This is a genomic window from Insulibacter thermoxylanivorax, assembly GCF_015472005.1.
GTDB classification, from domain to species: Bacteria; Bacillota; Bacilli; order Paenibacillales; family DA-C8; genus Insulibacter; species Insulibacter thermoxylanivorax.
This window is the reverse complement of the sequence record NZ_BMAQ01000033.1, coordinates 1-26,913: the sequence shown is the minus strand read 5'-3', so window position 1 is coordinate 26,913 and position 26,913 is coordinate 1. Positions and strand designations below refer to the sequence as shown.

Below are 26,913 nucleotides of genomic sequence, written 5' to 3'. Positions count from 1 at the left end.
CGTCATATCTTCTTATTTCGTAATATCCAATCCTCTTAACAGCCTGTCTTCCATCCGATCAGCCGATCTTGATCTCCGTGACCACTTGCTGTGTACCATACACCGTGATCTTCTGACCTTCTACGATCGCATTCAGATTGCCGGTGATGCGTACATCCGGGGATACGCTGTAGATGGAGACTTGTTCTTTGCCGTTTACCTCATGGCGAATGGCGATCGTCGCCAGCTGACCGTTGGAATTCAGCAGTAAGTATTCCAGCTCTCCTTGCAGTTGGAATCCGAAGTCGCCGATGGTGATCTTCTTGACGACTTGGTTCTCACCGGACAGATGGATCAGCCGGCCTTGTTTGAGCTCATTGACATTGCCTTCGATGACTACATCTTCAGCAACGTCATACTTCACTTGTCTGCTGCTGTTCAGCGTTTCGGTGATCGTGATGCTGGCGATTCTGCCGTTTTCATTAAACGCCAGGGAATGGAAATATCCCGTTGCCGTAAACGGCTTCACTTCATCCTTCGCCGGTTTTACCACCTCAATGAAGATAACCAGATTATTATAAGTGCGGACGAATACCGTATCGCCGACCTTCAGGTCATAGATCGTGCCCTTCTCTCCTTCACGGAAGACGAAGGTCTGAGGATCAAGGGCGTAAGCTTGGAGCTGACCGTTCTTGCGCAGCACCAGCGTCAGATTATTGATCTCTTCGATCACACCGCTGGCATCCGTATCATCTTCCTCATCCTCAAGCAGCGCTTCTGCCCGCTCCAGCATCGCTGCCAGCTCAGCCCGCTTCACCGCTTGGTTCGGGCGGAACGTACGATCCGAATAGCCGGTGATGATACCGCGGTCCACAGCAACTTTGACCACGCCGACCTTGTCCTTCGGAATCGCACGGCTGTCCTTAAAGTTCAGCTCAGCATTGCGATTTGCATAAGCTTCATCCTCCAGATCCAAGGCGCGGATCAAAAGCTCAGTCACCCAGAGACGGTCCGCGGCTTTGTTTGGATGAAGCTTGCCTTCCTTCGGATCGAACAAGCCGGCTTCCTGTGCCACGACAACATAACCTACGGCCCAATCATGGTTTTTGCGGATCTGCTTCTCATCATCGAACCAGATCGCTTCCCTCTTCTTGCTTGGATTCTCAGCTTCCTCTTTGAGTCCCAGCAATCTCACAACGGCAGCAATAGCCTCGATGCGGGAAACGGACTTATTCGGCTGGAACGTGCCGTCCGTGTATCCTTCGAATACTTTCTTGGCCGCCAGGCTCGCGATGTGTTTTCTCGCCCAAGCAGCTTCCCTGTTGACATCTTCGAATTCCAGGATGAAGGTAATCTTGCCTCCGTTCCCGAAATTCCCCTTTCCTTTCACTTCCAGTTCGAAATATTGATGGTTTTTGTCATGCCCTTTGCCGGGACCCTTGCCGTGTCCCTTGGCAGCAAAGGCCGGAGTTGCGCCGGCAAACAACATCGCCAGCACCAATAAGAAGATCGTCAAGCGTCTCATGCTTCGTTTCATTATTCATCCTCCTCATTCTAAATCGCTTCTCTTATTCATTCACCATAGGAAATCGCACGCTGCATGGGGGTTATGGGGGTGGATGACAAAAATAAAGCCCCAGACCTATACGGGCTGGGACTTTGGTCGTTCCAGTTTATTCTTGATTATGAATTTTGGCCTTAAGCCAGCGCGGCATTCCTTTATCCTTCGTATCCGCCTTCCGCTTCTTCTTATTCTTCGTCTTGTTCTTAACCGATGTTGCACGGACCGCCTCCTTGCGCAGGTTCGTGCTGCGCATCAGCTCTTTTTTCTCCGGATCGACGATTCGGCCAAAATATAACTCCTTCTGCTGAATATCGATCGCCAGCTGTTTCGCAAACTTCTTCATGATGAATAACTCCTTAGCGGTAACGATCGACACCACGGTACCCCGCCGTCCCATGCGGCCGGTGCGCCCAGCGCGGTGCACATAATGGTCCTCATCCGGCGCTGGATGCAGGGAGAACACATGGCTTAGATCCGGGAGATCGAGTCCCCGTGCAGCGAGGTCCGTCGCCACCAGAACCTGCAGATTGCCGAGGCGCAGGCGGTCAAGGACGCTGGATCGCTCCATCTTCGGCTGGTCCCCGTATAAAGCCGCTGCTTCGATCTTATGGAACCTCAGTTTCTCCGTCACTTCCGCGATCTCATCGGTGTGATTGATGAAGACGAGCGCGGCACGCGGCTTATAATGTTTCACCAGGCGGATCAGAAGATCGATCCTCTCCCGCGGTTCACATACAAAGTACACGTGCTCGAGGCTCGCCGCCGTCCGCTGCTCGCCTGCCTCATCGATATAGAGCGGTTCATTCATCCAACGCTCGATGACCTCTTGCATTGCTGCCGGCACCGTCGCCGAGACGAAGATCAGCTGGCGATCGCGCAAAGCGCCCTTGAAGATGCGTTCGACGGCAGACCGGTCCCCGAGCCGGAATACTTGATCCACCTCGTCGGTGACGATCGCCTTCGTCTGATGCAGCTTCAGCCTGCGCATCTCCAAGAGCTCTACTAATCGGCCCGGCGTCCCGACGACAAGCTGTGGCTTGTCCTTAAGCCGTTCGATCTGCCGCTTCAAAGAAGCGCCGCCGATCAGTCCTAAGGCGTGAAGTCCCCGGGGCGCGCCGAGTTCCTGCGCGATGCGCACGATCTGCATCGCCAATTCCTGCGTCGGCGCGATCACCACAGCCTGGACATCGCGCTGCTCGGGATCAATCCTCTGCAGAATGGGCAGCAGATAGGCCAAGGTCTTCCCCGTGCCCGTATGGGAGCGGATGATCACGTCACGCCCTTCCAGCACATGCGGGATGGCCGCCCGCTGAATCGCCGTCGGCTCTTCGATTCCCGACTTCGCCAAGCTCGATGCCAGATCTTCTGCAATATGTAAATCTCGAAAATTCATCATCTTCCACCTGCCTTCCGTCTATCCTTCGTTATGAACCTTCTGTTCGGCCCAAGCAGCGATATCATCCCAGGCCTGTTCCAATGCTTCCGGCGAGAAGCGATGCGGCTGCCCGTCGTAGATGATCAGTTCATGATCTCGTCCCTTCTCCTCCATCACCTTCGCCAAACTCACAGCATGCCGCATGCTCACGTTCTCATCTTGATTGCTGTGCAGGATCAGGACAGGCACACCTACGCGCTCGATCCAACGGATCGGCGAGCGTTCGATATAGGCTTGCTCATCCTTCACAGGATGGCCGACGACCCGCTTCAGCATCCGCCTGAGATCGATGCGCTCCTCATAAGTGAGCAGCAGATCCGTAACGCCGCACCAGATCACGGCGCCGCCGACTTCAGGACAGTCCCTGGCGGCCTGCATCGCATTGATCGAACCGCGCGAGAAACCGACAACCACCGTCTTGTTCTCACTCACCTCCGGGAAACTGCGCAGCAGCTGGATCGCGGCATACACATCATGCCGGTCATCCCCGCCGAAGCCATCCCGGCCTTCACAGCCGCGCGTTCCCCGATAGAAGGGAGCAAATACAGCATATCCGCGGTAAGCCGCCGGCAGGATGCGCGACAAAGTCACCATGCCGACGCGTCCGATGCCGCCGCGGCAGTACACGAGCGACGGATAAGTCCCTGGCGCCGAAGGGCGCATATAATACCCCAGTACAGCCAATCCTTGGCTTCGATAAGTGATGAGATAGGCCTGTACTCCGCGCCCCGGCGAACGCACCCGCTTCTTCGCGATAAGGATCTGCGAAGGATCGATGCGGCCGGTTGATATAAGGTCCATACCCTTCCTCCCCTGCAGCTGTTCTATCACTGGCTTGTCTTGGACTTGCTTATCTTGCCCATTGATTACTTGCGATTCGTCACATGGAACAAGATGCGGTCAAGCAGACGCGGCATACCCCTGTACATCTGCGCGCCGATGCCCAGGTAGCGCGGCACATCGATCTCCATGCGCGGTTTCTCTGCCAGCGAGATGATCGCGCGGGCAACGGTCTCCGGCGTGATCGTAAAGTCCTTGACGTTCTTCAGATATTCGCCGCTTGGATCGGCGATATCGAAGAATCGGGTCGCTACCGGACCGGGATTTACGGCGGACACTGCGATGCCTGTGCCGCGCAGTTCATAGCGCAGCGCATGGGTAAATCCGTGCACGGCATGCTTCGATGCCGTATATGCCGCTGATTTGGCCGTCGGCACCTTACCTGCGATCGAGGCAATATTAATAATATGTCCGCTGCCAGCTTGTCTCATATAAGGCAATACCGCCTTCGTACAGCGAACGACCCCCATATAGTTGGTATCCATCATATCATTGATCTCATCAAGGGACATCTTCTCCAAATATTCAAATTTACCGTAGCCGGCGTTGTTGACGAGAATATCGATGCGGCCATAGGCTTGAACAAGATCGTCCATGGTCTCTTGCACGGCGGATGCATCCCGTACGTCAAGCTGCCGGATCACACAGCGTTCCTCTAACTGCTGCTGCAATTCCTTTAGACGCTCCAGCGACCGGCCGCAAGCGATAACCACGGCTTCCCGGTCTATGAACATCCGGGCTGCCGCCGCACCAATGCCGCTCGACGCGCCCGTGATCAGGACGATTTTCTCCGCTAACGTTCTCCTCTTCATCGTAACCCCTCCGCTTATCATCCACATCGCCTGCGCAGTCAGCTCACCCGCCGCAGTCAGCTCACCTGCCGTCTGCTGCTGCTCTGCTATCATCCATCAGCATACCTTAAGTACAAGGCAAAAGAAAGAAGCCCCTTCATGGAGCTTCTATCTTCGCATCACGCCGATCTTGTCTGCCTAATCCATGCCGCTTGCGTCGCAGACACAACATCTTATGGTCCGCTTTATGTAACGAGAACCTGAATATCCAATTCGCCGATATCTCCGATCTTCAGCGGAATCGTCAGCGCGCGCTTCGGTTCGAAACCGGCTGCATTGGCTGCCAGGATGACTTTCGGCGGTGAGATATCGATCTTCACGCCTTGATTATATAATAAAGTCGATGCATTGCCGCTGATCATGTTGCCCAGTTCCGAGATCGCGCTCTGCGACATCTCGTCCAGCTGCGTAATCTCGAATCCGCCCATCATCGCTGATACCAGACGCAGCGCCACTTGTTCATGCAGACCGAAGACGATGTCGCCGTTCATCTGGCCAGTGATGCCGATCTGAATCCAGACGTAACTTTCAACAAACTTTACATCTTTGATGTCAAGCTGTCCTGTTGTCGGTGTCACGTTGACCACTTGTTCGATCACTAGTCGCGCTGATTCCAGGAATGGATTGATATACTCAGCTTTCATTACCGAACCCCATTTCACTTGACACTCGGTCATAAATTGTCGATTTTTTTCATTATAGCTCATCATTTCAACCCTGTACATGTTAAGAAATGTCATTATTTCTGAAACGGATTGTAAATGCATGCGCTTTTTTTGTTACACAATTGAAATATTCCTGAAACAGTTTGATAATGTTCGACGGTTAATATAATAAGCAAGACCCCCTTTTTTATAATATATAAATTTTTAAGACCTGCCCCGATGGCAGGTCCCTTTTTTGTTCTCGTATGCAGCATCTTTAGGATATCCCCAATCTTACCCGACTCTTGCTCGTCATAAAGACGTGAGATACCGTTTGCGCTGCCGGAAATAAGCCCATTCCTTATAGCCGATCTCTCTGAGCCTCTGGCGTACTTGTTCCCATTCATCTCCTACCCGCGATGGAACATGTGCGTCGGATCCGAAGGTGACCTTCACCCCGTAGAACAGCGCCCGCTCCAAGATCTCATCGGAGGGATACCAGCCGCCTGCAAGCTTCGTCTTACCTGAGGTATTGACCTCGATGGCGATATCATATTCACTGATCACCTGCAGGGTTCGATCCACCGCTTCCGTCTGAATGTCGCTGAATGCCGGGTAGTTGGCCTTCATCGCATCGATATGTCCCAGGATATCGAACATGCCGCTCTTCGCCGATTCGGCGATTAGTGCATAGTAACGTTCTTTCTGTTCTTGCTGCGCCTTCTTGGTGAGGTTCTTCCATCGATTCTTGTTGAAGATGCTGATATGATCCGAACGATGAACCGAACCGATGATGTAGTCGAAGGGGTAGCATTCATAGACCTTGCGATAGGTTTCCGCATGCTCCGGGAAGAAATCGGATTCCACGCCGAGCAGCACCTCGATTTGGCCTTCGTATTTTTTCTTCAGCCGGAGCACTTCCTCTACATAGTTGGGGAACTCGCTCTTCGCCATCGCCACCTCAGGGTGGGGATGGTCCTCCTCGTCGCCGAAATAGGGAGAATGATCCGAGATGCCGATCATATCCAGCCTCTGTTCGATGGCGGATCGGATATAATCTTCGATCGTCCCTTCCGCATGGCCGCAGCGTTCATGATGGGTATGAAAGTCGAATTTCATGTGCTCCTCCTTCAGGGTTACTCATTACCGAGAAATTCCGTCTCAGGCATGCCTTTCAGATCTTTCAGCAGCTGCTGCATCGCAGTATTAATATACCTCCCAGCTTTGTACACTACTCCCACAGGATGCCTGATCTCAAGCTCTTGCACGCGTACAGTGCGCAGTGTCCCTTGCTTAATCTCCTTCGCTGCCGACAGGCTGGAGATGATCGAAGCGCCCAGGTTTAATTCCACCATCCGCTTCACTTCCTCGCTGCTGGACACTTCCATGACGATATTCGGCTGCAGGTTGAACCGGCTGAATACCTAATCGATAAATCGACGAGCGGCCGTATCAGCGGTCAGCATGACGAACGGGATGTCCCGAAGCCGCTCAATCTCCACTTGCGTATATTCCCCAAGCGGATGTTCAGGCGAGACGACGAGTTCGAAGGAATCGTAATAGAGAACGGCCGATTCCAGATTCGGATTGCTTTCAAACAGGTAGGCGATGCCGATATCGATGAGTCCGTTCTCGACGCTCTCCATGATGAGCGAAGACGGCATGGAGTGAATGGTGATCTTGATCAGCGGATATTGATTCTGGAAGTAGGTTAAGATGCGAGGCAAGATCTGGATCGCGATGGAACTCGTCGTTCCGAGATGAATGTGGCCTTGGGGGATTTCATTAAGATCGGATAACTTCTGCTTCAGCTCTTGTACGATCTGCAGGATCTGTTCGGCATGTTCCAAGAACAACCGTCCGCTGTCCGTCAACGTCACCGGCTGACTGCGATCGACGAGCACCGTCCCGAATTCTTCCTCCAAGCTCTTGATCTGGGCAGATACCGCCGGCTGGGTGAGGTTGAGCATCTCGCCTGCCTTGCGGAAACTCATCGTCTTCGAGATCGCGATTAGCGTCTCAAGCTGATTCAGATTCAAACGGTTCACCTCACTTTATGAATCGCTGAGATCCTTGCATCCTAGATTCGAGCCAGTGTGGAATAGAATTTACATAATTTACTCTTATTGATCATAGTGATAAATGTTTTTTATCATTCTTACCAATGCTATAACAATAATTATTGGTTCTTATTTTTACTATTATAAAGATTGTGCTGTCAAACATCAATCATATCGCGGAGCAAAATTTTCAGGTTATCCTATTGGACGCATGGAAGGCTGATCCCCAGGAGGGCTGTCCAATAAGTCAGTGAAAACCGACGGAAGGACAGCCTGTTTAATATGTGCATATGCCTTACAGATGCGTATGTACTTACAGATGCGTGCTACTTACGGATGCGCGCATACTTACAGATGCGCGCGTACTTACAGATGCGTGTGTACATGCAGACGAACAGATCCGGTGCAGGAGACGGCAGGTAAGTGATTCGGAAGGTGAATGGATCAGAAGATGAGTGGAGTGGCAGGATGGAAGAAGTACGGAAGGCTCGTGAGACGTTCGACGCGTGAGATAACAGAAACTATCGTTTTACGTTCGAATTGATGCGATTCGGTGTGTGAGACGACAGGAATTGTTGTCTCATGGTGTGTGGGACGGGATTAGCGTACGAGACGATAGATTTTGTCGTCTCAGACAGGTCGAAGCTGCAACAGCGCACGAGACGACACTTCCTGTCGTCTCAGAGTGCAAGTACGGATCATCGCCATTCGTACACGCGAGGCTGCCCATCGTCATAACTGACTTACTGGAACTGGACAGCCCCTTTGTTAGATTCAGCTCTGTTGGGTACAGCCCTGGGTCATGCTTCCTCTTGGTCAACATAGATCCCTCGACGTATAATTCGGAAATATACATCCAGCTCTTGAATCAGAGGAGCTTGGTCCTCTAGGAAGTCGTAGGCCCGATCCTTGTGCAGCAGCGTATATTTCTCCGTCACCTTCTCCACGATCATCCGCGTCATCTCGATCACCGCATCGGCAGTAACCCCCGGCCTCAGACGCTCTTCTGCAATCAGTTGTCTTGGATACATCACCCGATACTGCGTACTTGCATACAGTGCCATATGCTGACCTAACAGGGCTTCCATCTCCTGAGCGACGGCCTTTGGCGGATTCATCAATGCATCGGTACAGAGCTTCGCTTCATGACGGTATTGGATCATTTCCCGGTGTTTCTCCGCGATGAGGCGTTTGATCCGTTCAAAAAAATCCTCTCCCTCTATGACATCCAGCTGCTTCATCACCACATCGGTCAAGAGTTGGTTGGCATAGCGGACGATGTAGAGATAGAGATTTTTTTTGCTGCCAAAATAGTGGAACAAGATGCCCTTCGAGATGCCCGCCTCCTGGACGATCTGATCCGTCGAAGTTGCATCATAACCATACTCCGCGAATAACCGGATGCACACATCGATGATTCTCTGCTTCTTCTCCTGGGGCAGGCGCTCGAAAGCTTCGGTTGCGTACACCGCATCCACCTCTGTTCAGTGTGTAATCTGTCTGACGGCAGCTGACGTTCCATGAGCTTCATGCCTGCTCTCCCGCTCGTATCCGAACGCTGAACCCAGCACTGGCAGCTTCGAGAAGCTCCTCCTGGACAGGCACATAGATAGATGCATAGACCGTACATAATCAGTGCTTAGTCGACATATGACTGCGCGGACACGCTTGGGCTGTACTCAGACGGCGAGATCCCGCCGACGGTACACAGCATAAGAACCAGCGATGGCAGCCAGGATGAAGAGCGGCAGGGCAGTCCAGGCTATGACCGGCAGCGACCCATCCTTCAGCAGCACCGCCGCGTCAACGTGCTGGAAAGGGGTAATGTATCCCAAGAAATTCAAGGAGTCTGCCATACCCGCGGCGATATGAACAAAATAAAGGACCAAGACCAATCCTAATCCCGCGGACAGGATCGTCCGGCTGCGTGTGATGAACGTGGAGAGCCAAAAACCCGCAGCGGCAAAGAACGCATGCAGCAGCACAAGCGCCAGTGACAGAAGGGCAAACAATACCCAATCCACGTCCTGATCTTGGAAGATGAAGAAACTCAATACACTGGCCAGGACGATCACACTGTTGAATGTCAGCAGATTCACCAGGACAACGGCCAGCTTCTCCGTTAAGATCCGCGTCCTCGTCACCGGTTTGGAGAGCAGGAATTCGATGGTCTTGTCCGCATGCTCCTTAGACAGGATCCCGGAGGCCAGGATCACCGCATAGATGCTGCCGAACAAGGTGGTCATCGGATACACTTCAACGCCATAGAAGCCCAACACATCAGCTAGATCCAGTGTATCCAAGCCAAAAGCCTGGCGCAAGCCTTCCGGGAAGGCCCCCATGAGCTGATCCAAGGCCTCCCTCTGCTCCGCCATCTGCGAGAATACGCTCATCATCACCAGCACCAAAGCGCCCATGGAAAGGCTCCACAGGATCAATGCCTTCCTGTTCCGCCGCCACTCGCGTCTGAAGATCATCATCGAGATTCCCTCCAATCTTAACTTACATCCTGATACCTGAACATTCTCACCATGCTGACATCGTATCGGCTCGCAAGCGGTATTGCTCACAATCTTTATCGCTCGTAATAGTGAATGAAGACCTCTTCCAGCGAAGGCTCTTCAATCCTCAGGTCCACAAGCGGCACATGGCGCAACTCTTGCAGCAGGTCTTTGATATCCCCGTTGTACAGCAGCTTGTACTCGTGGCCGCTCCGCTCATGATGGATGATCCCCGATAGATGAAGCTCATAATCCTTTGCCGTGGCATCGAGTACGATGGTGACATTCTTGAAGCGATTCCCCGTCAGATTGCTGACAGTCTCCACTTGAACCAATTCACCCTCTCGGATGATGGCCACGCGATCGCAGATCTTCTGCACTTCACTCAAGATATGGGAAGAGAAGAAAATCGTCGTGCCGTTGTCCCGTTCTTCGCTGAGAATCTCGAAGAAGGTGTGCTGCATAAGCGGATCAAGACCTCCCGTCGGTTCATCGAGGATCAGCAGTCGGGGCCGGTGCAGCAGAGCCTGGATGATCCCCACCTTTTTGCGATTGCCAAAGCTCAGGCCCTCGATCTTCCTTCTGAGATCGAGATTCATCCTTTCTGCCAGCACCTTCATGCGCGTCTCGTCAACCGGACCGTAGAAGCCTGCCGAATATCGGAGCAGGTCGCCGGCTTTCATATCATCATAATAGTGCACCTCCGCCGGCAGATACCCGACCATCCGTCGAATCTCCAGCGTATCGCGCACGATATCCTTGCCGAAGATAAACGCTTCTCCGCTGGTCGGATGGATAAAATTTAGCAGCGTGCGGATCGTCGTGCTCTTGCCCGCTCCATTCGGTCCGATAAAACCGAACACCTCCCCTTCTTCGATTGAGAAGGTGATATCGCGAATTCCCCTAACCTTGCCGTAATTCTTGGTCAGTCGGCGAAGTTCAACAGCTTTCATATCACACCCTCCAATCATCACAGTGCATGATTTATTGCAGTGCATGATTTATTGCAGCCCATGAATCATCATCACAGCGCATGGTCTAATTTGCACCATCAAGGTTTCGTGATCTAATTTCGTGGTCTAATTCAGTACATATGCATGATCGATTTCAGTACACATCTATAAGATTGACTTATCAGTCAATCTTATTGTACACCGAATTGACCGTTCAGTCAATTGTTAAAAAAATAATAGAGCCGCTCCGGCGCAACCTCCGGAAATCGGCCCCAGGAATCAGTGCTTACTAAGTACTCATCGTATGATCTTACGCCAAGATGACGAACTTTCGTCTATCATACCTTACATCGTCAGCCATTTCTTAAACAGATACTTCGTCGTTTCGCCGTTAATCGCAGCAATCGACGTTGTAAGCGGAATCTCCTTCGGACAAACCTGAACACAGTTCTGCGAGTTGCCGCAGCCCTCAATGCCGCCGTCCTGCATCAGCGCTTCCAGGCGCTCTTCCTTGTTCATCTCACCCGTCGGATGCGCGTTGAACAAGCGAACCTGAGAGATGGCGAAGGGACCGATGAAACTGGAACGGTCATTGACGTTCGGGCAAGCCTCCATGCAGACACCGCAAGTCATGCACTTGGACAAGATATACGCCCACTGGCGCTTCGACTCCGGCATGCGGGGACCGGGCCCGAGATCGTAGGTCCCGTCGATCGGAATCCAGGCTTTCACGCGCTTCAACGCTTCGAACATCCGGCTGCGGTCGACGACCAGATCGCGGATCACCGGGAAGGTCTTCATCGGCGCGATGCGCACGGGCTGCTCCAGCTTATCGAGCAGCGCAGAACACGCCTGCCGCGGCTTGCCGTTAATCACCATCGAACAAGCACCGCAGACCTCCTCCAGACAGTTGGAGTCCCAGACGACCGGAGTGGTCGGCTCGCCCTTCGCGTTCACCGGATTGCGCTGGATCTCCATCAAGGCGCCGATCACGTTCATGTTCGGGCGATAAGGGATCTCGAACTCTTCCGTATAGGGTTTGGAATCACGCGATTCTTGACGCGTGATCACCAGCCGGATCGTCTTCTGAGCGGTCACCGTATTCGCCATGGTCAGTTCCCTCCCTTATTCTTATCGGTGGTGTAGTCGCGCTTGCGAGGAGGGATCAAGGAGATGTCAACATCCTCATAGGTAATGCTCGGTCCCTCCGGCGTATAAGAAGCGATCGTCGTCTTCAGGAAATTCTCATCGTCCCGTTCAGGGAATTCCGGCTTGTAGTGTGCACCGCGGCTCTCATTGCGCAGCAAGGCGCTCTTCGTCATCGCCTCGGCAAGCTCCAGCATGTTCCAGAGCTGACGGACGAAGGATGCGCTCTGGTTCGCCCAGCGCGAGCGGTCGTTCACATTGATATCCTGATAGCGCTCCTTCAGTTCTTTGATCTTCACGATCGTCTCCTCGAGGCGCTTGTTGTAGCGCACGACGGTCATGTTGTTGGTCATCACTTCACCGAGTTCCTTGTGCAGGTTATACGCGTTTTCCTTGCCGTCCATCTTCAGGATGGCCTCGAACTGTTCGATGCGCTTCTGCTTCTCCTGCTCAAATACGCGGCTGGATACGTCTTCCGCCGATTTGTTCAAGCCTTTGATATACTCGACGGCCTTCGGCCCAGCTACCATGCCGCCATAGATCGCCGACAAGAGGGAGTTGGCCCCCAACCGGTTCGCGCCGTGGTACTGGTAATCCACTTCCCCTGCGGCAAACAGTCCCGGGATATTCGTCATATGGTTATAGTCGATCCAGAGACCGCCCATGGAATAGTGCACCGCCGGGAAGATCTTCATCGGAACCTTGCGCGGATCATCGCCGACGAACTTCTCATAGATATCGAGGATACCGCCGAGCTTCACATCGAGCTTCTTCGGATCGATGTGCGAGACATCGAGATAAACCATGTTCTCGCCGTTGATGCCCAGCTTCAGATCCACGCAGACGTGGAAGATCTCGCGCGTCGCGATATCCCGCGGCACTAGGTTCCCATAAGCCGGATACTTCTCTTCAAGGAAATACCACGGCTTGCCGTCCTTGTAGGTCCAGACGCGGCCGCCCTCGCCCCGTGCAGACTCGGACATCAGGCGCAGCTTGTCGTCGCCCGGAATCGCCGTCGGATGTATCTGGATGAACTCGCCGTTCGCATAATAGGCGCCTTGCTGATATACAGCGCTGGCCGCCGTACCCGTGTTGATCACCGAGTTGGTCGACTTGCCAAAGATGATGCCGGGGCCGCCTGTTGCCAGGATCACCGCATCGGCGCGGAAATCTCGAATCTCCATGCTGTGCAGATCCTGAGCGATGATGCCGCGGCAGATTCCCTCTTCATCGATGACCGCGGAGATGAACTCCCAGTGTTCAAATTTCTCGACCAGACCGGCTACTTCATGTCTGCGCACTTGCTCGTCCAAGGCATAGAGCAGCTGCTGACCGGTCGTTGCTCCCGCATAGGCCGTGCGATGGTACTTCGTTCCCCCGAAGCGACGGAAGTCCAGCAGCCCTTCCGGTGTGCGGTTGAACATGACGCCCATGCGGTCCATCAAGTGAATGATCCCCGGCGCTGCTTCACACATCGCCTTCACCGGCGGTTGATTCGCCAGGAAGTCGCCGCCGTAGATCGTATCGTCAAAATGCTCCCACGGAGAATCCCCTTCGCCCTTGGTATTCACCGCACCATTGATCCCGCCCTGAGCGCAGACCGAGTGGGATCGCTTCACCGGCACGAAGGAGAACAGCTTCACGTTCGCTCCGGCCTCTGCCAGCTTAATCGTAGCCATAAGGCCGGCAAGACCGCCGCCTACGACGATGACATTCATATTAGCCATACCCTCATACCCCCTCAGGAAGTTGCGCGAACTGCGGATCAGCGAACGCAGTAATCGCTTGGATGAACAGAATGCTTAAGATGACGAACATACCCATGCAGATATACGTTGAGATGCGCTGCGAACGCGGACCAACGGTGATGCCCCAGCTGACGAGGAAGGACCACATCCCGTTGCTGAAGTGGAAGGTGGCAGCGACGATCCCAACGATGTATGCCGCCAGCACCCACGGGTTCTGCACGGATTCATGCATGAGCACCCCCAGCTCGGTATGCTCCACGTTCCCCAAAGCGACCTGCACACGCGTCTCGAAGACATGCCAGATGATGAAGATGAAGGTGATCACGCCGGTCACCCGCTGGAGATAGAACATCCAGTTGCGGAAATACCCGTAATTGGTCACGTTGTTCCGGGATTGATAAGCCATATACAACCCGTATACCCCGTGATACAACAGGGGCAGCCAGATGCCGAACAACTCCAGGAAGAAGACCAAGGGCAAGCTGTTCAGCCACACAACCGCTTTGACAAAAGCCTCATGTCCCCCGTTATGAGCTTCATAGTTGGTGATCAGGTGTTCGATCAAGAACGCCCCGATCGGGATCACTCCGAGCAAAGAGTGAATCTTACGATACAGATAAGAGTTGCCTTTCATCGATCAATGTCCCCCATTCCATAGTTCAGCATTGCTTTGCGGCAGAGATGCTGTCAGGCGTTAACGGGTTGAAGCAGCACGTGATAGGGCTTACATCTCCCTATACGGATATGTACCAGTCCATGCGTGGACCGCCCTGTCTCTCGCCGCATCCTCAGCAGCCCTCTATCAAAAATCAATAGAAGATGAGCGAAGACCGCAGGCTAAACGTGAACATTCCTTGACACTGTTATCATACTCCGGATTCGCTTATAATGGAATTGCAATCTTTATATATGTTGTTATAACCTTTGTGCATAAGTCTTAATGAAATGAGTTTGCGTAATAGATTGGAAGGACGATAGGGGGACCTCTCGATGGATGATTGGGTGCATATGTTCATCGCCGTCGTCGAACACTCAAGCATCAACCGGGCTTCGCAAGTTCTGAACATCTCCCAGCCTGCCCTCTCCCGCCGCATCATGAAGCTGGAAGAGATGCTGGGCGTACAGCTGTTCATCCGTTCGGGCAAACGGCTCGAACTCACGGCCGCCGGCAGGATGACCTATAAGTATGCTCTGGAACTGAGACAGAAGCAGAAAAAATTCTATCAAGAATTGAAGAAATATGCCACTTCGACGAAGCGTTCGATCACGCTGGGCGCAAGCCTGACGACCCTGCAGGCGTCGCTGCCGGATCTCATCTCTTTGTTCATGGAGATCGATGCGAATCTCGATATCAAGACGATCACGGGCAAGACCCACGAGATCGTCACCGCCGTCAAGGAACAGCAGGCGGATCTCGGACTGGTCGCTTCCCTTGTCGATGAGCCGGGGATGGTCTGCATCCCTCTCTTCGCTGATCATCTCAAACTCGTCATCCCAAGGGAACATCCTTTAGCCCAGGAAGCGCCCTTATCGATCAATGCCCTGCATCGATTGCCGATGATCCTGTTCTCAAAAGGCACCTGGTACCGTATATTAGTAGACGAGTTGTTTACGAACTACCAGGTCGTGCCGGAGATCAAGATGGAGATCGACTCCTTCGAGGCGATCATCCGCCTGACGGCAACCTGCGGCGCCGGCACCCTGCTGCCGAGCTCTTACCTGAGATCGCAATTACTGCAAGACAACGGCTTGCTTGCCCTGAATATCAAACAGCTGCAGCGAACGGTGCGCACGACCTCATTGATCTATCATATGAACAGCGAGACCGCTCTATGGATGGACGGGAAGCTTGATGCGATCAAGCAATACTTTGCCGGCAAAGCATACTGAAACGCTGATCTTATGGATAAAAAAGACCACAACCAACCGCAGCGAGCAGCAGAAAGGAGCAACCCGTGAAGACGCGACGCACGAAGAACATCTGGCTCAGCCTAGGACTCATCCTATGCATCGCCTATTTCCTCTGGTTCAATCATCCGTTTCCGCTGGAGGATGGCAGCCTGAGCAAGGAGGAAGCCGCGCTGGCCGCCCTGCAGTACTTCGATCTCGATCCCGAAGAAGCGAAAGTTTCCGTCATCTATGACGTGGATCAGGAGGCGATCGCTTATCTCCAGAAGGAACAGCTGTTGGACAGCTATCTGGATCGCTATGATCCGGTCTATCCGCTGGAGTACTACCTGGTCGAGATCGAGATGCCGGAAGACAATCGTTATTCGGCGCATGTCCACTTATACGAAGGCATCATCACCGCTTGGAGCCGGCCGGTACCGTCTGACATCGCCGAGAGCAGCGAAGCGGCCGCGCTGGCGGCCGCCGAAGCCTACTTCCATCAGCAACGCCCCGCCGACCTTGCGGCAACGGAGACGAGCAGTCTACAGCTGCCCGACGGAAGTTTTCAGATCTATTATGAATACGACCATGACCGCATCGGCGAAGCGAAGCGCACGGTAACCGTGCATACGGCAGGCGGGGCCGTGATCGCCTATCAGAGCGGGTTTATGCCCCCTTCTTCTTTCTTAGCTTGGCTGGAACAGCAGAATGCGCGCGCAGAGCAGTTCACCGGTCTGACGCTCTGGGCCTCAGCTGCCCTGGCCGCAGCTGCGCTGACGATCGCGATCCTCTATCGGCGGTCAATTCACTGGAGCGACGGGCTGCTCTTGGTCAGCATCACCGTCATCATCCAGACGATCCAATATATGAACACGCTGCCGAATTACGTTTCGCTCATCGAACTGCGGCAGGCGGGCTGGCTGTTGTACGCCTTCGAGTTCATCTTCGCCGCCTCATTCACCGCTGTCTTCTGCTTGACGGTGTATCTGCCCTACTTGGGCGGCAAGGCGCTGCTTGCCCGTGAAGGGAGGAGCCGGCTTCTTCACCTGCGCGATTGGAACCGCGAACTGCGAAACGCCGTCCTTCGCGGCTACGGCTTCGGCTTCCTCATCCTTGCGGTGCAGACCGTGATCTTCCAAGTGGGAAGTGCTGCCTTTCACGTCTGGTGGATCCCCGATCCGTCGCTGTCGACGGAGAATATGTTATGGCCGCTTCTCATGCCGCTTACGGCTTGGGCGGCTGCGATCAGCGAGGAGATCATCTACCGGCTGTTCGCCGTCACTTTGTTCAAGAAGCTCTTCCGCTCAACCTTCATCGCAGTGCTGCTCTCCTCCATGCTGTGGGGACTCGGGCATACGGCTTATCCCGTTTATCCGGTCTATACGCGCTTCATCGAAGTGACGATCATCGGCATCCTGTTCGGCTATCTCTTCATCCGCCTCGGATTTGCCGCCGCTGTCTTCGCCCATGCCGTTGCCGACAGCGTCCTCATGGGTCTCGATATTGCCGGCCTGGGGATCGGCGGGCTCATCGCCGCCTGCGTGTATATCGCGCTGCCGGCCGTCATCGGCTGGCTGCTTGCACGTCGGCCGCCTATGAGTCAGCGTTCGTCCCCTGCTTATGCGCCGCTTGATCTGCCTCCTCGTTAGCGTTAAGCGCCTCGAGGATCCGCTGTGCTAACTTCTCTCCGATGCGAAGCGGGCGAAAATCTTCGATGCTCGCTTCTTTTATTTTTTTCACCGAACCGAAGTGCTTGAGCAGAGCTTTGCGCCTCTTCTCGCCGACCCCCGGGATGCCGTCCAGCTGGGAAGCGACCAGGGACTTCGCTCGTACTTGGCGGTGGAAGGAAATCGCGAAGCGATGCACCTCCTCCTGGATGCGCTGCAGCAGATAGAACTCCTTGCTGTCCCGCGGGATCGGTACGATCTCTGGCGGGTCGCCGGCCATGAGCTGCGAAGTGCGGTGCCTCTCGTCCTTGACCAGACCGCACACAGGGATGGAGAGTCCGAGTTCATTCTCCAAGACATCGCTGGCCGCTGAGATCTGTCCCTTGCCGCCGTCTACGATGATCACATCGGGCAGCGGCAGATTTTCCTTCAAGACGCGGACATAGCGGCGGCGGATCACCTCGCGCATCGTCTCATAGTCGTCCGCTCCCCGCACCGTCTTCACGCGGTACTTGCGATAGCCGCTGCGCTCCGGCTTGCCGTCGACGAACAAGACCATCGCCGATACCGCATCCGTGCCGTGGATATTGGAGTTGTCGAAGGCTTCGATGCGTCTGGCACTCTCCAGGCCTAGCCAGCGTCCGAGATTTTCGGCAGCCATCACCGTGCGTTCTTTATCCTGCTCGAGCAGGCGAAATTTCTCGCTTAAGACGAGGCGGGCGTTGTCGATCGCCATATCTACCGTCTTCCGCTTGATCCCCCGCTTGGGCATCTTCAGCTTCACGCCGAGCCATTCCTCTATAGATTGTACGCTGTGTACATGCTCCTCCGAGATAACGGGAAGATGAATCTCCTTCGGCAAGGCCGGATTCTCGTTGTAATATTGAGCAACATAGGAGAGGAAATCCTCTTCCTCATCGCCGTAGTATGGAAGCGTCGAGGCATGGCGGCCGATCATCTTGCCCTGGCGGTAATAGAGGATCGTAACACTGAGCCATCCCTTCTCGGCGTAATAACCGAACACATCGCGGTCGATCAGATCCGTTGTAGTGATGCTCTGTTTCTCCGCCAGAGCGTCGATGGCCGCGATGAGGTCGCGGTATTCCTTCGCCCGTTCGAACTCCAGTTTCTCCGCTGCCGCATGCATCTTCTCCTCCAGCTCGCGCCGGATCTCATCCTGATGACCGTTCAAGAAGCGTGTAATCTCCTGCACCATCTGCTCATATTGATCAGAGGATACCGGATACTCACAGGGGGCTAAGCACTGACCCATATGATAATAGAGGCATACGCGATCCGGGATCGTATCGCACTTGCGCAGCGGATACAGCCGGTCAAGCAGTTTCTTCGTCTGCTGAGCGGCATAGGCATTCGGATACGGTCCGAAGTACTTCCCTTTTCCCTTCACCACTTTGCGCGTCACGATGAGACGGGGGTGTTCCTCATTGGTAATGCATATATATGGAAAGGACTTATCATCCTTGAGCAGGACATTGTAACGCGGACTATGCTTCTTGATCAGATTGCACTCCAGGATCAAAGCTTCAACATTGCTGCCCGTGACGATGTATTCAAAATCGCGAATCTCCTGCACCAAGCGGGTCGTCTTCGTATCATGACTGCCGGTGAAGTAAGAACGAACCCGGTTTCGCAGCACCTTGGCCTTGCCGACGTAGATGATCTCGCCGGCGGCGTTTTTCATCAGGTAACATCCCGGTTTCTCCGGCAGCAAGGCAAGTTTCTTCCTGATCAAGTCCTGAGTCATCGTTCTCCGCCTCCCTCCTTATCATCATATAACAAGCTGAAGACAAAAACACGCTGATTCCCGTCAGCAGGAAATCAGCGTATCCAATCTTAATCGCCTGTATTATCGTCTATATGCTTAGATATGGCGGGATAGGACGCTCTTCAGGGCGTCTTTCGGCTGGAAGCCGACGAGTTTGTCAACCGGCTGCCCGTCCTTGAAGACGATGAGCGTTGGAATGCTCATAACTCCAAAGCGGGAAGTGGTGTCCGGATTATCATCAACGTTGATCTTCGCGATCTTCACTTGGTCGCCCATCTCTTGATCGAGCTCTTCCAATACCGGAGCGATCATCTTGCAGGGACCGCACCAAGGAGCCCAGAAATCAACCAATACTGTACCAGCGCCTTCGACTTCATTTTTGAAAGACTGGTCCGTCACATCAACTATCGCCATCGTTTTTCCTCCTTTGCCGTTGAAGCATTACTTTTACTTAGTAACTTAGGATTTTTCCCATGCCGTTACAAGTATATCACAACTCCAGCTAAAAATTAAACACCTCTCCATCTATTCTCCGCCGGTTCAGCGAAGTTATGCATTTTGTCACAGAAATCGCTTTACTCCATCCAGTCAGTTGGGTATACTATTCGCATAGAAGGTCTATAGGAGGTTTGATCATGAGCGAGCAACCTTACAACCCCGAACTTCATATCAATGAAGAACCGCGGAATGATTTTGTCGATGTTGCTTACGGGTTCATGGCGATGTTCGGCTTCGTGGTCATCGTTTCCGCACTAGCGATGATCTTCAGCATGTAATCCGGTCAGCTGTCCGCAGCCGGCCGCATCGCTGCATACACTGCATCTGTGCATATAGAGCTGTATAGCCTGATCAAGGAATGAAGCTGTCCCCCGGGGGTTCGCCCGCCCGAACGGACAGCTTTTTGCATGTTGCTAAGTCTTGTGCTCAAACTGATTCGCCGGTCACTGCTCATGCTGTGCTGACAGCTGCTCACACCGATTCACTGGTCATGCCGCGCTTGTTGCGGCCGTTCACCGGCACGGCTTCGACGAAGGGACGAATCCGATCCATGATGCGCTGTCCCTTGTGCAGTTCTTCCCCGACGCGATTCGTAAAGCTAAAATGCTGCTCAAGGGCGTCCAGGTCATAGTTGCTGGTGAAGAACGTCGGTTTGCGATTCATGCGGTAGTTCAGGATCGTGCCCAGCACGTGGTCGCGCGCCCAAGGATTCAGATTCTCCGAACCGATATCATCGAATACCAATAAGTCCGTTTCTTTTAACATCTCGATCGTATCCTTGAGCTGCTGCGGCTCGGCAAACATCGACTTGAGATCTTCCATGAAGTCCGGCATATAGATGATCACGCCGGTATAGCCATAGCGAGCCAGTTCATAGAGCATATAACCCATCAGGAAGGTCTTGCCGGTGCCAAACTTGCCATAGAGGTACAACCCCTTGTTCGGCAGTCCCCGCTCTTGGACATGGGCGATGTATTCGGCAACTTTCTCCACCGCCTTCACCCGTTCCCGGTCCACCCTTAGGATCTCCTCCAAAGAATAGCGGCCGGAGAGCACCTGTTCATCGACATAGAAGCTGCGGATGCGCCTCCGAATGCGCTCCTGAGCCTGCTTCGCCGTCCACAGCTTGCAGGGCACCTTCGTATCCACGAGATAGGTCTTGTCAGCGATATTATGCACTTCGAGTTTCGTATAATGACCGGCGAGGTCGTTCGGACAGCGGTCAAGCCCCGGGCAGTTCTTGCAGCGATGGGATTCCTTGACGTATTGACTCACCTGATTCATATGGGAGACGAGCAGCGCATCATCGATCTCCGGATGGCGTTCACGCAGCTCGGCAACGAGCGGATCAGCGAGGAGTTCCCGTTTCATCTCTTCCGCCCGCTTCATATACGGCGATCTGCGCAAAGCCTGCAGCAATTCCCCCAGCGATTCCATCCTTTCCCCTCCTCTCTTGCTCCCAATCTACTTCAACTGCGACTCGATCCGGCGCACCTTCTGCAAGATCCGCTCATACTCCTCGTCCGTCACCGGATCATCCGGAACATCCTCCGTCACGATGGCGGGGACAGGCTTGCGGCTGCGCGTGTTGCCGGAGCTGCGTTTCTTCGCCGCTGATGCTTTGGCCTGGCTTTTCTCCGCGATCTCCAGACGTTCCCGGATATACTCTACAGCCCCTTCGAAGTCGCGCACTTCCCTCGCCAATAGATCGGTGAAGATCGATTCAACAAACGCCTTCGACCATGACAATCGATTGGTATGTATATAGTGCATCATCACATTGATGACTTCGTCGGGCATCTTGTAGCTGTAATGGATGCGTTCGAACAAGCGAACGACGTGCGTTGAAGGTTTGCCTTGGAAGAATCTCTCCAGCATCCTCGTGTAGGGTTCGTTGCGCAGCATCTGATTGTACTGGGCTTTGTCGCATTTGCCTGCGAATCGTTCAGGAACATCCAATTGATACATCGGTTCCACCTCGGCTTCGGCAGGAACCTCATCCGGCTTATCCGGTTTGGATGCAGTTTGCAGATCGAGGGCCTTCTGGATGTTCGCCTCCCGCTCCTCTCGGCGTTTATTGCCCTGCAGATAACCCAAAGAGGCATGATAGGTGAACAGATCTTCGTTTAATTCGCCGGACGCATCGAAGATCCCTTCCTCATCGAGCAGACGGCACAGTTCCGGCAACTCCAAGCGGTACTTCACCGCGGTGTAGTTGATGAAGGCCAGCTGATCCCGCCGCTTGTCCAGCTTCTCCACATACGGTCGGTTGCGGGAAGCACGCGGGAATCGATTCAGAATCTCCGCATGTGTGAAGCGCAGCTCGTCTGTCGGCTCCCGTGCTTCTAAGGCACGCACCCTGCTGACCGCCACCTCATCCCATGCCGAGGCTATCGCCTCGGATTCCTGATGTTCCACGCTCAGACGAAACAATTCATAGAACGGAACAGTCAGTTCCTCCATCTCTTCCAAATGGATCCAAGGCGGATGCGGGGCTAAGAGACGCTCCTTCAGCCTCAGCAGGGCCGCCTCGCCGATCGTATCCCGAAGCAGGAAGAGCAGATGGTGACTGGCGAAGAAATCCTGCGGCAACAGCGGCGGCTGCAGATGATAGTAGTAGACATAATCATCCTCTTGCTGCTGGTAATACCGCGCCGTCTGCAGCAAGCCGACGGCCTCAAGGCGGGATGTCGCCTCGATCAGCTTGCGCCGCCCCTCAAGCCCCGGTTCTAATTGCAAGGACAAAAACAGCTTCCTTTGCTGTTCGATCGGAGAATAGCCGACCTGATGCGCAGGAAGCAACTCGTATAGGACATGATACAGGCTGATCGCCTTCGAGCCGATCATCGGTTGATAGACGCTGTGCAACATCGTGTAGTGCAGACTGCCTAATGCGAAGAAACGCCCGGTATAGAAGGGATGATTCTCCGTAAAATGCAGCATATTCGAGATGCGCATAGTTCAACACCATTCGTCATGAAATGTTGATTCTATTGTATCAAAGATCCCGCTCGCTGTGTACAAGATCTTGGTCATTCCATTCATTGCCGAAGACCGCCGCCGGAACTTCCATGTCCCTTAAGAAATCCGTCGTTATGCCGCACTCCCCGCGGGACTCGGCCTGCAGCTGCAGCCAATGCAGGATCAGGCTGTTCACGCGGTCCCCCGCCTTGGTCGGCAGTTGATGGCCGACATCTCTCATAATATACAAGCTGCTGGAGGGAAGTCTGTGATGGAGGATCTCCGCATATCGATAGAAGGAGCGGTCCTTCTGGCCGTAGACCAGCAGCACCGGCTGTTTGATCCGGGGGAGCTGTTTGGTACAGCTGTAGGTATGGCTGAAGGCATAATACTCCCGGATGCTGCGAGGGTCACCGTGCTTAGCCGTCTTGAGCAGCTGCTCATAAGTCTCAGGGGAATCCTGGTTGCCCCAGCTGATTCCCTTCATCAGAAGATGGCTCAGTCCTAGATCCATCAGCGCCGTCGCAGCCGTCAGCCTTAGCTGCAGCCACCAATCACTGACCTCCGACATCGCGCTCAGCAGGATGCCGCCCAGCCAGCGGTCGGGATAATTCAGCATCGCTTCGAGGGCGAGGGCCCCGCCCGCCGAATAACCGCATATATAGGCTTGTTCGATGCCGAGGTGGTCGAGCAGCTGCTTCATATCCTCGGCGATCAACGCATAGCTAAACGGAGCCTCTGAAGCCTCGCTTCGGCCGTGTCCACGGATATCGAAGGTGATCACTTGGCATGAGGCAGACAGCACAGCTTTTTGATAATTGAAGATGCTGGATGTAAGCAGCGGCGGATGGACGAAGATGATCGGGATCCCTTGTCCCGTTGTGTGATAATGCAGATTCACGCCGTTGATCTTCTTGATGGGCATGCGAATTCAACTCCAGTACATCGAAAGTACGCATTAGTGTGCCCATCGCGCATCACGAACATGAACATGGAGGGATTAGAACATTTTGAACCCGAGTTTGCGCAGCTTCTGAATCGTCAGCCCGCCGCCGAACACCGCCGCCAGCCCGAACAATGCATACAGCAGATCGATCCAGCCATATTCGGCCAAGTAAGCAAGCCAAGGCCCGGATTCATAGTGGTAGACCAACCAGCCCAGGATGAAGATGATATAGAAAAGAACCGGCAGATAAGTTGTTTTTAATAGCATATTTAAGATGAAGCTGATTCCGAAGAACAAAACAACGATGATTACGATTCCTATGATCAGTTGGAAGATATTCATGAAGCGCTTACCTCCTGTGATGTGTCATTCATCTCCAACAGTTTATCGAATGAAAGAATCCGATGTCAACAAACTGTCATTTGATAGCAGAAGGGATATTAGATATGATATAGACAACTTTCACAACGATATGGTAAAGGATGTGATCCGTTATGACGGAAGCCGCTCAAACCCTGGAAGGATGGTATAGCCTGCATGACTTCCGCTTGATTAACTGGCAGGTTTGGACCTCCTACAGCGCAGAAGAACGGGCTGAAGCCATCGAGGAGTACATCGCCCTCGAACAGAAGTGGCGCAAGACGGAGGCAGCGAAGGAAGGAAGCACTGCGGTGTACAGCATCGTAGGGCAGAAGGCGGACATGATGTTCATGCATCTGCGGGAGACGCTTGAAGAACTGCAGCAGATCGAGACCGAGTTCAACAAAACAAAGCTCGCTGCGGCGATGATGCCCGCTTATTCCTATGTCTCCATCGTGGAATTAAGCAATTATGTGCATGAACCCGGTGAAGATCCGCTGCAGAATCCCTACATCATCAGCCGCCTGAAGCCAGAACTGCCAAAGGCGAAGCATATCTGCTTCTACCCGATGGACAAGCGCCGGCAAGGCGAGGACAATTGGTACATGCTGCCGTTGGAAGCGCGCCGCGAGATGATGCGCAGCCACGGCAATATCGGCCGCAAGTATGCCGGCAAGGTGAAGCAAGTGATCACGGGATCCATCGGCTTCGACGATTGGGAGTGGGGCGTTACCCTGTTCTCTGACGATGCCCTGCAGTTCAAGAAGTTGATCACCGAGATGCGCTACGATGAGGCCAGTGCCCGTTATGCGGATTTTGGTGAATTTTTTGTCGGTAACCTCGCAGATAACGACACTGTTCGACAAATTCTTAGCTGACCCTTCCTTTCATAGAGAACGTTGTATAACAGATCTGCTTGTCACAACAACACGAGCAGAAGCTCCATCTCATTTGAGCTGTCTGCTCGTGTGCTGTTTTTACATATTTAGTAAGTGCAATTCAAGCAGGATGTGTTATAATGCAAATGGGTGTATTTGGATAGTGGGGGGATATCGATAAATGTCGTTTATACACAGTAAGTCCATATACCTTAGTGTCTCCCTCATCATCATCGTGCCATTAATCCTGCTTAATATCTATTATGCCATTGACCATCGTGACGGAGATCTTAGAGACCATCTCCTCCATGTGGACCATATGGTCGAGCAGTTGAAGATCATCTTGGAAGATCCCGCTTCCCAAGAATCCCCCCGCATGATCGACATCATCTCCGAATTCTTCCCAGAATATCACATCGGCATCTACAACCATGACACGGGGCAGCTCATCGCTTATCCGCAGGTCCCCATCACCGCAGATCAACTGAACTGGCTGGCGGAGGCTGCGCAGGAGGATGCAGGTGAGCAGCGCCTGGAAAGGCATGACGATAATTTAATTCATACCGCACATCTGATCAGCAATCAACATGGGAGACAATATCTTATCGTCAGCATCGATGTTCAGGATATCTATAAGCATTACTATCGGGACATCCTGCTCTCTTCGCTTGCGGTGTGCATGGTCTGGATCTTGACGATGCTGCTGATTCGAGCGCTCACATCCCGCTTTAAGCAAGCGCTCGATATCCTAAGCTATCAGATTCAGATCGACGAGGAACATCAAGCCAACTATCATATCTACCCGGACATTAAGCCGATCCTCGAACGGATCAACCGCAAGAACAACGACCTGCGCAACATGGCACAGAAATATATCAATGAGTCCTACAAGATGAAGCAGCTTATGGACATGACGCCCCTCGGCATCCTGTCCATCGATGAGCGCGGCACGATTACCGCATGCAATGCTACATACGCTCTTTACTATCCTGAACTGGAGAAGGACCGTTTGCTGGGGATGAACATCCGCACGCTGGCCGAACGCTCGAAGATGCCTGAGGTGGAGCTCAGCATCGAGAAGGCGCTGGACGGGATCCAGACCAATGCCAGAACCCTGGAATACGATGACCGCGTGCTGTTAATCTACGCTTATCCGATCTATGACGAGAACCAGAAGATCACCGGGGCGCTGGGCATCTGCCAGGATATCACTGAGATCGAGCGGCTGCGCAACGAGCTGCACCGCATCGACCGCCTGCACGTCATCGGCCAGATGGCTGCAAGCTTTGCCCACGAAGTACGCAACCCTCTGACCGTGATCCGCGGCTTCATGCAGCTCATGCAACGGCAGATGGAACCCGATAAGATGCAGGCTTACTTGGGGATGGTCATCAGTGAATTGGACCGCGCCAATGAGATTATCGGCAACTTCCTGTCCTTGTCACAGAACCGCTTCTTACAGAAGGACAAGATGAATCTCAACCAGGTGATCGAAGAGATCGAAGCGCTGCTTCAGGCGGAGGCCAGCCACAGCAATATCGAACTGGTCATCGAGAAGGACCCGAACCTGCAAGATCTCATGCTGAACGACAAGGAGATCAAACAACTGATCTTAAACCTGACCCGCAACGGCATGGAATCCATGACTTCAAACGGCACCGGCACCCTGTACATCCGAACGATCCAAGAAGAAGACGCAGCCGTCTTAGAAGTGCAAGACACGGGGCACGGCATTCCGAAGAACAAGCTGGATCATCTCTTCGAACCCTTCTATACGACGAAACCAAGCGGTACAGGATTGGGTCTTGCCGTCTGCCTCAGCATCATAGAACGCCATCAGGCGAAGATCGACGTCCGTTCAGAAGAGAACGTCGGCACCACCTTCACCATCCGTTTCAACACGCTTGAAGAAGCGAGCAAACACGTCGGTTAACCTCGCTATACTGCTGCGGGATCGAGTAGGAGGGAGCGGCTAGCCCCCGTCCTCTCACACCACCTAGCATGCGGGTCCGCACTAGGCGGTTCCAAAAGGTTGACAAAGTTCCATATAACGAGAAAGCATACTTTTCAGCCCTTTCGCTTCCCAATAGGAGTTTGGAAGGGCATTATTTGTGTTTCGTAGACATCTCCCATTCTACAGTGTTAGCCCTTGGCGGCTTTGGATTTCGTTGTCTATTGGCAACTCATCCGGCTAACCCTGCCTCAA

The 26,913-nt window shown here is 53.4% G+C and carries 23 protein-coding genes and 1 pseudogene; 5 read left to right on the top strand and 19 right to left on the bottom strand.

Features of this window, described 5'->3' with window-relative positions; all coding sequences use genetic code 11:
- Positions 1 to 58: 58 nt before the first annotated feature.
- From PRECH8_RS11515 to PRECH8_RS11455, 13 genes and pseudogenes are all read right to left on the bottom strand, one after another.
- On the bottom strand, positions 59 to 1,516 hold the full coding sequence (locus tag PRECH8_RS11515) for an S-layer homology domain-containing protein (protein WP_200967253.1): 1,458 nt from the start codon (positions 1,514 to 1,516) through the stop codon (positions 59 to 61).
- Between the two features lie 136 nt (positions 1,517 to 1,652).
- Positions 1,653 to 2,936: a DEAD/DEAH box helicase gene (locus tag PRECH8_RS11510; RefSeq protein WP_308808488.1), complete on the bottom strand. Its 1,284-nt coding sequence runs from the start codon at positions 2,934 to 2,936 to the stop codon at positions 1,653 to 1,655.
- Between the two features lie 21 nt (positions 2,937 to 2,957).
- The gene (locus PRECH8_RS11505; protein ID WP_200967251.1) at positions 2,958 to 3,779 is read right to left on the bottom strand and encodes an alpha/beta hydrolase family protein; all 822 of its coding nucleotides are present in this window, start codon (positions 3,777 to 3,779) and stop codon (positions 2,958 to 2,960) included.
- 65 nt (positions 3,780 to 3,844) lie between these two features.
- Entirely contained in the window at positions 3,845 to 4,723 is an 879-nt protein-coding gene (locus tag PRECH8_RS11500) for an SDR family NAD(P)-dependent oxidoreductase (RefSeq protein ID WP_242457557.1), read from the bottom strand.
- Between the two features lie 131 nt (positions 4,724 to 4,854).
- On the bottom strand, positions 4,855 to 5,313 hold the full coding sequence (locus PRECH8_RS11495; protein WP_200967250.1) for a chemotaxis protein CheX: 459 nt from the start codon (positions 5,311 to 5,313) through the stop codon (positions 4,855 to 4,857).
- Positions 5,314 to 5,625: 312 nt separating this feature from the next.
- Positions 5,626 to 6,432 carry a histidinol-phosphatase gene (locus PRECH8_RS11490; RefSeq protein ID WP_200967249.1) on the bottom strand — a complete coding sequence of 269 codons (807 nt, stop codon included), beginning with the start codon at positions 6,430 to 6,432 and terminating at the stop codon, positions 5,626 to 5,628.
- Positions 6,433 to 6,449: 17 nt separating this feature from the next.
- Positions 6,450 to 7,352, bottom strand: a pseudogene (locus PRECH8_RS11485) (LysR family transcriptional regulator).
- 821 nt (positions 7,353 to 8,173) lie between these two features.
- Positions 8,174 to 8,842, bottom strand: coding sequence for a TetR/AcrR family transcriptional regulator (locus tag PRECH8_RS11480; RefSeq protein WP_200967248.1), 669 nt, complete (start codon positions 8,840 to 8,842; stop codon positions 8,174 to 8,176).
- A gap of 210 nt (positions 8,843 to 9,052) precedes the next feature.
- Positions 9,053 to 9,853 (bottom strand): ABC transporter permease subunit, encoded by an 801-nt coding sequence (locus tag PRECH8_RS11475; protein WP_200967247.1) that lies wholly within the window; start codon positions 9,851 to 9,853, stop codon positions 9,053 to 9,055.
- Positions 9,854 to 9,948: 95 nt separating this feature from the next.
- Entirely contained in the window at positions 9,949 to 10,827 is an 879-nt protein-coding gene (locus tag PRECH8_RS11470; protein WP_200967246.1) for an ABC transporter ATP-binding protein, read from the bottom strand.
- A 345-nt stretch (positions 10,828 to 11,172) separates the two neighbouring features.
- Positions 11,173 to 11,937: a succinate dehydrogenase iron-sulfur subunit gene (gene sdhB, locus PRECH8_RS11465; RefSeq protein ID WP_200967245.1), complete on the bottom strand. Its 765-nt coding sequence runs from the start codon at positions 11,935 to 11,937 to the stop codon at positions 11,173 to 11,175.
- Between the two features lie 2 nt (positions 11,938 to 11,939).
- The gene (gene sdhA / locus PRECH8_RS11460; protein WP_200967244.1) at positions 11,940 to 13,700 is read right to left on the bottom strand and encodes a succinate dehydrogenase flavoprotein subunit; all 1,761 of its coding nucleotides are present in this window, start codon (positions 13,698 to 13,700) and stop codon (positions 11,940 to 11,942) included.
- Positions 13,701 to 13,704: 4 nt separating this feature from the next.
- A complete protein-coding gene (locus PRECH8_RS11455; RefSeq protein WP_200967243.1) occupies positions 13,705 to 14,355 on the bottom strand; it encodes a succinate dehydrogenase cytochrome b558 subunit in 651 nt (216 codons plus the stop codon).
- Positions 14,356 to 14,711: 356 nt separating this feature from the next.
- On the opposite strand from PRECH8_RS11455, the gene PRECH8_RS11450 reads away from it, so the two are divergent.
- Positions 14,712 to 15,611, top strand: coding sequence for a LysR family transcriptional regulator (locus PRECH8_RS11450; RefSeq protein ID WP_200967242.1), 900 nt, complete (start codon positions 14,712 to 14,714; stop codon positions 15,609 to 15,611).
- Positions 15,612 to 15,676: 65 nt separating this feature from the next.
- Complete coding sequence (locus PRECH8_RS11445; protein WP_200967241.1) at positions 15,677 to 17,260, top strand: CPBP family intramembrane glutamic endopeptidase; 1,584 nt, start codon at positions 15,677 to 15,679, stop codon at positions 17,258 to 17,260.
- Here the strand turns inward: PRECH8_RS11445 and uvrC are convergent.
- Both uvrC and trxA read right to left on the bottom strand, forming a co-directional pair.
- On the bottom strand, positions 17,205 to 19,043 hold the full coding sequence (uvrC, locus tag PRECH8_RS11440; protein WP_200967240.1) for an excinuclease ABC subunit UvrC: 1,839 nt from the start codon (positions 19,041 to 19,043) through the stop codon (positions 17,205 to 17,207). The two genes, PRECH8_RS11445 and uvrC, sit on opposite strands and share 56 nt — an antisense overlap.
- 117 nt (positions 19,044 to 19,160) lie before the next feature.
- Entirely contained in the window at positions 19,161 to 19,478 is a 318-nt protein-coding gene (gene trxA, locus PRECH8_RS11435; RefSeq protein WP_200967239.1) for a thioredoxin, read from the bottom strand.
- Positions 19,479 to 19,699: 221 nt separating this feature from the next.
- Here trxA and PRECH8_RS11430 point away from each other — a divergent pair, with 221 nt between their 5' ends.
- Complete coding sequence (locus tag PRECH8_RS11430) at positions 19,700 to 19,840, top strand: YqzM family protein (RefSeq protein ID WP_200967238.1); 141 nt, start codon at positions 19,700 to 19,702, stop codon at positions 19,838 to 19,840.
- A 193-nt stretch (positions 19,841 to 20,033) separates the two neighbouring features.
- Here the strand turns inward: PRECH8_RS11430 and dnaI are convergent, their stop codons facing one another.
- From dnaI to PRECH8_RS11410, 4 genes are all read right to left on the bottom strand, one after another.
- Positions 20,034 to 20,999 carry a primosomal protein DnaI gene (gene dnaI / locus PRECH8_RS11425; RefSeq protein ID WP_200967237.1) on the bottom strand — a complete coding sequence of 322 codons (966 nt, stop codon included), beginning with the start codon at positions 20,997 to 20,999 and terminating at the stop codon, positions 20,034 to 20,036.
- 27 nt (positions 21,000 to 21,026) lie between these two features.
- Positions 21,027 to 22,520 carry a replication initiation and membrane attachment family protein gene (locus PRECH8_RS11420; RefSeq protein ID WP_200967236.1) on the bottom strand — a complete coding sequence of 498 codons (1,494 nt, stop codon included), beginning with the start codon at positions 22,518 to 22,520 and terminating at the stop codon, positions 21,027 to 21,029.
- A gap of 40 nt (positions 22,521 to 22,560) precedes the next feature.
- Entirely contained in the window at positions 22,561 to 23,448 is an 888-nt protein-coding gene (locus tag PRECH8_RS11415) for an alpha/beta fold hydrolase (protein WP_200967235.1), read from the bottom strand.
- Positions 23,449 to 23,523: 75 nt separating this feature from the next.
- A complete protein-coding gene (locus tag PRECH8_RS11410) occupies positions 23,524 to 23,811 on the bottom strand; it encodes a YuiB family protein (protein WP_200967234.1) in 288 nt (95 codons plus the stop codon).
- Between the two features lie 152 nt (positions 23,812 to 23,963).
- Between PRECH8_RS11410 and hemQ the strand changes: the two genes are divergently transcribed.
- Both hemQ and PRECH8_RS11400 read left to right on the top strand, forming a co-directional pair.
- Entirely contained in the window at positions 23,964 to 24,707 is a 744-nt protein-coding gene (gene hemQ, locus PRECH8_RS11405) for a hydrogen peroxide-dependent heme synthase (protein WP_200967233.1), read from the top strand.
- Between the two features lie 181 nt (positions 24,708 to 24,888).
- Complete coding sequence (locus PRECH8_RS11400) at positions 24,889 to 26,640, top strand: two-component system sensor histidine kinase NtrB (RefSeq protein WP_200967232.1); 1,752 nt, start codon at positions 24,889 to 24,891, stop codon at positions 26,638 to 26,640.
- The last annotated feature ends 273 nt before the right edge of the window (positions 26,641 to 26,913 follow it).